This is a genomic window from Synergistales bacterium, assembly GCA_021736445.1.
In the GTDB taxonomy this organism is placed as follows: Bacteria; Synergistota; Synergistia; order Synergistales; family Aminiphilaceae; genus JAIPGA01.
Genome location: JAIPGA010000109.1, coordinates 1 through 6,318, shown reverse-complemented (window position 1 = coordinate 6,318; position 6,318 = coordinate 1). Strand labels below are relative to the sequence as shown.

Below are 6,318 nucleotides of genomic sequence, written 5' to 3'. Positions count from 1 at the left end.
CCCCATGTGCGCCGGGGCCATCGTCCAGGCCAGGCTCCCCCGGCTGGTCTACGGCGCCGCCGACCCCCCCGCCGGGGCGGCGGGCACCCTCTACGACATCCCCCGCGACAGCCGGCTTGCCCACCGCTGCCGGGTCGCTGGCGGAGTGATGGCCCCGGAGTGCCGCCAGCTGCTGCAGGCCTTCTTTGCGCAGCGCCGCCGACAGCGGGGCTGAAACACCGCGGAAACCCCTGCCGCAGGCGCGGTTGCGAAATCTCGCGGGCGTGTTATAATCTCTTCCCGCGGAGGAGTGGCCGAGCGGTCGAAGGCGGTCGACTCGAAATCGTCTAGACGGCTAACCCCCGTCTCGTGGGTTCGAATCCCACCTCCTCCGCCAGTTGGCAATCTCCCGGTTGCACAGAATCGGGAAGGCGGTATATAATGCCCTTCGTGCGGAGAGGTGGCTGAGTGGTCGAAGGCGCTCGCCTGGAGAGCGAGTAGGCGCGTCAAAACCGTGCCTCGAGGGTTCAAATCCCTCCCTCTCCGCCATTTTCTGTATTCTTCGGTCGGCCCTCCAGGGGGCTTCAGTCCCGTGCGGCGGAGACCCGCGAATCCCGCCAGGCCCGGAAGGGAGCAACGGTAAGCGGTGTTCTCCGGGTGCCACGGGGTCGCTGGGGCCCCTCGGGGGGCCGACCTTTGCCCTGTGGAGGATACCCCATGGACCCCATTGAGCGCTTCCTGCCGGTCACCGTCGCCATCCCCGATCCCGAACGCTTCATCCTGTTCCCCTATTTTGTGGTCCCTGTAGAGCTTTTCACCAGAGGGCTCCTCTCGCCGCCCCGGTACGATTACCTCTGGGTGCTGGTCAACGCCGTCACCGGCCAGGCCGAAGAGCGGGAGACCAGGGCGATCCGGCTGGTTCGGGAGGGCCCCGGGGGGACGCGGATCCAGCCCAGGATCGGGCCCGACCAGGCAGCCCCCGCCGCCGAGAATGCGGCGGCCTCCGGAGGGCGCAGGGGCTGGGGCCTCATGCGCGGCGCCGACGCCTACGGGGTACGCAGAAGGATCGCCCCCTGCCGGCGCGTCTGGGCGCTGCAAGGGGGCGTGATCACCGACACCTACACGGGCAGGGCCCTCCGGCAGGATGCCCTGCTGGGGACACTGCTCGGCGGCCTCGACGCCTGCGAGGGATAGACCGGCGGCGTCGCCGTCTCAGGAATCCTGCTGTTCCCCGGCGCCCTGCGGCGGCGCCAGCTCCACCAGCGCTCCGATCAGCCGCTCGAGCTCGTCGATATCCAGCGGGTCGTTTTCCACCAGGCACTTCTGGACGTAGCTTTTCAGGATCTCGATGCAGGCCTGCTGCATCGCCTTCCGCGCCGCCGAGAGCTGCACGAGGATGGTGTTGCAGGGTTTCTCCTCGATAATCATGCGCTGGATCCCCCGGAGCTGCCCCTCAACCCGCTTCAGTCTGTTGAGCATGGCTTTCTGCTCCGGCGGAAGGTTGTCCAGCTGCTGGATCAGCGAACCTTCTGCCATTATTACATCTCCCCCCCATTTTCTCTGATTAAACATACCACCCCTATTCTAGTCGCAGGCCAGTTGCAGGTCAAACGCGAGATGTGCTATACTACCCGCCGGCTTTTCAGCACACACGCGCCTGATGTTTGCGGTGGTGCCCCTCTGTTGCGGGGTTCCGCAGGCAGATGACGGACGCGGAGGCACAAACCAAGGGAGGTACCACAATGGCACTTGTCACCATGAAGCGGCTACTGGAGTGCGGTGTTCACTTCGGCCACCAGACACGGCGCTGGAACCCGAAGATGAAGCCCTACATATTCACCGAACGGAACGGCGTCTACATCGTGGACCTGCAGAAGACCGTCAAGGGTCTGGAGCGGGCCTACAACTTCCTGCGCGACGTCTCGGGGAGCGGCGGCGGCGTCCTCTTCGTGGGCACCAAGCGGCAGGCGCAGGAGATCATCCGCGAGGAGTCCATCCGCTGCGGCGGCTTCTACATCACCCAGCGCTGGCTCGGCGGCCTGCTCACCAACTTCGTCACCATCCGCAAGCGGGTCAACCGCATGATCGAACTCCAGCGCATGGAGGAGGACGGTTCCATGGCCAACTGGACCAAGAAGGAAGCCGTCCTCATGCACAAGGAGAAGGAGAAGCTCGAGAAGTATCTCATCGGCATCCGGGAGATGAAAGCCCTCCCCGACGCCGTCTTTATCATCGACCCCCGCCGCGAGAACATCGCCGTCCTGGAGGCCCGGAAGCTCGGCATCCCCATCATCTCCATCGTGGACACCAACTGCGATCCCGAGCTGATCGACTATCCCATCCCCGGCAACGACGACGCCATCCGGGCCATCAAACTCATGGTGGGCCTCATGGCCGACGCCGTCATCGAGGGCAAGCAGGGCAAGGACGGCGCGGCCGCACCGGAGCAGCAGCAGGCAATGGAAGAGCCCGCCGTGGAGGCGAAGGCTCCGGCGGCGAAGGAGCAGCAGGATAAGCGACTTGAAACCTACACCCCTGAAGGCGAGAAACTCACCCAGCAGGGGATAGCAGAGAACAAAGGCTGGAAGGAGGCCTAACCGTCAATGGGCGTGACAATGCAAGAGGTCAAGCAGCTCCGGGGACGCACCGGAGCGGGCATCATGGACTGCAAGAAGGCACTGGGGGAGTGCGACGGCGACATCGAGAAGGCCATCGATTTCCTCCGCGAGAAGGGCATCGCCAAGGCAGCCAAGAAAGCCGGCCGCGAGGCTGCCGAAGGCATGGTCTTCAGCTACATCCACATGAACGGCAAGGTGGGCACCCTGGTGGAGCTCAACTGCGAGACCGACTTCGTCGCCCGCACCGACGAGTTCCAGCAGCTGGGCCACGAGCTCTGTCTGCACATCGCCGCGGCGGACCCCACCTACGTCTCCCCCGACGATGTCCCGGGCGAAGACCTGGAGCGGGAGAAGGAGATCTACCGCAAGCAGGCCGCCGAGGAGGGCAAGCCGGAGCACATCCTCGACAAGATCGCCGAGGGCAAGGTGCGCAAGTTCTACGAGGAGAGCTGCCTCCTGGAGCAGAACTACGTCCGCGATCCCGACAAGAAGATCAAGGATCTGGTGAAGGAGCACATCGCCCAGCTGGGCGAGAACATCGTGGTCGGCCGCTTCCAACGGTACGCCATCGGTTCCTAGAAGCCTATTCCGGAGGCGGGGGAGAGCCCTCGCCTCTTTTTTTGTAGCAAAACCCCACACCGTAGCGAAGAGGTGGATCATGGCACGGAAACGACGGATACTGCTCAAACTCTCCGGCGAGATCCTGTCCGGCAACCAGGAGTTCGGCATCGATTTCGAGGTGCTCACCGGGATGGCCGGCGAGATCGCCGCAGTGGCCCGACAGGGGATCGAGATCGGCATGGTGGTGGGCGGCGGCAACATCTTCCGGGGCCTCCAGGCGGTGGAGCGGGGCTTCGAACGCTCCCAGGCCGACAACATGGGGATGCTCGCCACGGTGATCAACGCCCTGGCGCTGCAGGACGAGCTGGAACGCCAGGGCGTACCCACCCGGGTGCAGACCGCCGTGGAGATGCGCGACGTGGCCGAGCCCTTCATCCGGCGCCGGGCGCTGCGGCACTTCGAAAAGGGCAGGCTGCTCATCTTCGCCGCCGGCACCGGATCCCCCTATTTTTCCACCGACACCGCCGCCGCGCTCCGGGCCGCCGAAATCGGTGCCGATTCGCTGTTGAAGGCAACGAAGGTGGATGGTATATATGAGAGGGACCCCGTGGCGAACCCCGACGCCAGGCGCCTCGCCACGCTCACCTATCGGGAGGCCATCGAACGGCGGCTGGAGATCATGGACGCCGCGGCCTTCTCGCTCTGTATGGAAAACGCCATCCCCATCGTCGTGTTCGACATCCTGCAGAAAGGGAACCTGGAGCGGCTCCTGGTGCAGGATGAACACATAGGCACAGTCGTAACCGCTGGGAAGGAGTGAGACAGATGCCCAAGGACGCAATGAAAGACCTCAAGGACAAGATGGACAAGGCAGTGGAGCATCTCCGGAGCGAGATGGCTGGTGTGCGGACCGGCCGGGCCCATCCGGCGCTGGTGGAAGACATCAAGGTGGACTACTACGGAGCCCCCACGCCTCTGAAGCAGCTCGCCAACATCTCGATCCCCGAGGCGCGGCAGATCCTCGTCTCCCCGTGGGACCCCTCGGCCATCAAGAATGTGGAGAAGGCCATCCTGGCCTCCCCGCTGGGGGTCACCCCGCAGAACGACGGCGAGGCCATCCGCATCAACCTCCCCGAGCTCACCCAGGAGCGCCGCAAGGAGCTCACCAAGGTGGTCCGGCAGTACGCCGAGGAGACCAAGGTGGCGGTGCGCAACCTCCGCCGCGAGGGCAACGATCTCTACAAGAAGATGGAAAAGGACAGCACCATCAGCGAGGACCAGATGCACGACTACCTGGAGGAGATCCAGGAGGTCACCGACGGCTACATCGAGAAGATCGACGAGGTCCTCAAGGACAAGGAACAGGAGATCATGGAAGACTAGCCGCCTCGTCGCGACAGGAACCCACAGCGGCATCACTCCCCCTCGCAGATCCCTGCGGGGGTTTTTCTGTCTTGCCGTCCCGACTGGCGCGGAAGAGCGGTTTTGAGCCGGTGAGCGAGGAGAGCGTCGCGGAGGACGGTCGAGGCGACGTGATGTCGCCGAGAGGCGAGAAAGCACAAGGAGGTGCTTCTGAGCCGACCGCCCTCCGCAGCTCGACGAAGCGAACGCCTTCGGCGAGTTACCGCTCGGGCGCCAGTCGGGCGGCACCCAACGCGTTGTTTCATTCTCCCTCAGTATCATGACAGCAAGCTGTCACTGCCCTGATCCTGGATTTCTGTTGGGAGCGCGGGACCTCGGTGACCGGGCAGACGCCAGTCGTAGCGGGAGCCACAATCGCCGCCCCGATGCATCGAGGACCTTCCCGGCGCAGTCGGGCGGTGCCCAACGTGGCCTCCCGGTGGACAACGCGACGGCAGCGTGTATAATAAACCCCTAAGCGAAAAAAGTTCATTCCAGGAGCTGGGGGGATAGCAGTGTCCAAGCGAGTAGTGGTAGCACTGGGAGGAAACGCCATCCTGCAGCGCGGGCAGAAAGGCACCGCCGCAGAACAGATGGAGAGCGTAAACGGCACCGCCAAACAGCTGGTGCGCATGATCGAATCCGGCTACGAGGTCGTCGTCACCCACGGCAACGGCCCGCAGGTCGGCGCCATTCTGATCCAGAACGAGCTGGGCAGTTCACGGGTGCCCGCCATGCCCATGGACGTCTGCGGCGCCGAAACCCAGGGCTTCATCGGGTACATGCTCTGCCAGAACCTCCACAACCTCATGGCCGAGCGCGGCATCAGCGGCAAGGAGCCCGCCGCCATCGTCACCCAGGTGGAGGTCAACCCCGACGACCAGGCCTTCACCAACCCCACCAAACCCGTGGGCCCCTTCTTCGACGAAGCCCAGGCCAAACAGCGCATCGCCGAGAACGGCGAGAGCTGGATCGAGGACTCCGGCCGCGGCTGGCGGCGCGTCGTCCCCTCGCCGGACCCCGTGGGCATCGTGGAGCGGGAGCTCATCGTCCGCCTCGTCGAGGCCGGTTCCGTGGTCATCGCCTCCGGCGGCGGCGGCATCCCCGTCTACCGCGACAAACAGGGCGCCCTCCACGGCGTGGAGGCCGTCATCGACAAGGATCTGGCCGGCGAACGCCTGGCCCGGGAGGTCAACGCCGACTACCTCATGATCCTCACCGACGTGCCCAACGTGGCCGTCCGCTTCGGCCAGCCCGACCAGGAGTCCCTCAGGGACGTCACCGTCGGCGAGATGGAACGCTACGCCGAGGAGGGGCACTTCCGCGCCGGCAGCATGGGCCCCAAGGTGAAGGCCGCCACACGGTTCATGCACAACGGCGGCGAGAAATCCATCATCGCCAACCTCGGCGAGGCCCTGGAGGCGCTGGAAGGCCGGGCCGGCACCCAGATCCGGAAGGACTGACAGCCAGCGGCGCGCACGGCCGCATACCAGCTAAAGGGCGTTACGATGGAGCGGTACTGCTCTCGCCCGCCATTGTAACCGGTAGTATCGCGACCAGGCGCCCCTGCTGTCGCCCGGGCTCCCGGATTCGCCGACTACGTTCACTCGTCGGACTGTTCCGGACGGTCGGCTCAGAAGCACGTCCCTGTGCTTTCTCGCCTCTCGGCGACATCACGTCGCCTCGACCGTCCTCCACGACGTCCTCCTCGTTCACCGGCTCATATGTCGCCCTCCGCGACAGCAGGAACGCAAGTCGG

The 6,318-nt window shown here is 65.0% G+C and carries 8 protein-coding genes, 2 tRNA genes and 1 other RNA gene; 10 read left to right on the top strand and 1 reads right to left on the bottom strand.

Features of this window, described 5'->3' with window-relative positions:
• From K9L28_11435 to K9L28_11415, 5 genes are all read left to right on the top strand, one after another.
• Positions 1-214: tRNA-specific adenosine deaminase (locus K9L28_11435; GenBank protein ID MCF7936940.1), on the top strand; the 214-nt coding region annotated here is incomplete at its 5' end.
• A gap of 69 nt (positions 215-283) precedes the next feature.
• Positions 284-376 (top strand) — tRNA-Ser (locus tag K9L28_11430).
• Between the two features lie 57 nt (positions 377-433).
• Positions 434-528 (top strand) — tRNA-Ser (locus K9L28_11425).
• Between the two features lie 32 nt (positions 529-560).
• Positions 561-660: signal recognition particle sRNA small type (ffs, locus tag K9L28_11420), an RNA gene on the top strand.
• A gap of 36 nt (positions 661-696) precedes the next feature.
• Positions 697-1,173 (top strand): hypothetical protein, encoded by a 477-nt coding sequence (locus K9L28_11415; protein MCF7936939.1) that lies wholly within the window; start codon positions 697-699, stop codon positions 1,171-1,173.
• Between the two features lie 18 nt (positions 1,174-1,191).
• Here the strand turns inward: K9L28_11415 and K9L28_11410 are convergent, their stop codons facing one another.
• On the bottom strand, positions 1,192-1,515 hold the full coding sequence (locus tag K9L28_11410) for a metal-sensitive transcriptional regulator (protein ID MCF7936938.1): 324 nt from the start codon (positions 1,513-1,515) through the stop codon (positions 1,192-1,194).
• 206 nt (positions 1,516-1,721) lie between these two features.
• Here K9L28_11410 and rpsB point away from each other — a divergent pair, with 206 nt between their 5' ends.
• The 5 genes from rpsB (at position 1,722) to arcC (ending at position 6,022) form a co-directional block, all read left to right on the top strand.
• Entirely contained in the window at positions 1,722-2,576 is an 855-nt protein-coding gene (gene rpsB / locus K9L28_11405; protein MCF7936937.1) for a 30S ribosomal protein S2, read from the top strand.
• Between the two features lie 6 nt (positions 2,577-2,582).
• On the top strand, positions 2,583-3,176 hold the full coding sequence (tsf, locus tag K9L28_11400; GenBank protein ID MCF7936936.1) for a translation elongation factor Ts: 594 nt from the start codon (positions 2,583-2,585) through the stop codon (positions 3,174-3,176).
• Between the two features lie 79 nt (positions 3,177-3,255).
• The gene (gene pyrH, locus K9L28_11395; GenBank protein ID MCF7936935.1) at positions 3,256-3,978 is read left to right on the top strand and encodes a UMP kinase; all 723 of its coding nucleotides are present in this window, start codon (positions 3,256-3,258) and stop codon (positions 3,976-3,978) included.
• A gap of 5 nt (positions 3,979-3,983) precedes the next feature.
• Positions 3,984-4,541 carry a ribosome recycling factor gene (gene frr / locus K9L28_11390; GenBank protein ID MCF7936934.1) on the top strand — a complete coding sequence of 186 codons (558 nt, stop codon included), beginning with the start codon at positions 3,984-3,986 and terminating at the stop codon, positions 4,539-4,541.
• Positions 4,542-5,074: 533 nt separating this feature from the next.
• Positions 5,075-6,022, top strand: coding sequence for a carbamate kinase (arcC, locus tag K9L28_11385; GenBank protein ID MCF7936933.1), 948 nt, complete (start codon positions 5,075-5,077; stop codon positions 6,020-6,022).
• Positions 6,023-6,318 lie beyond the last annotated feature (296 nt).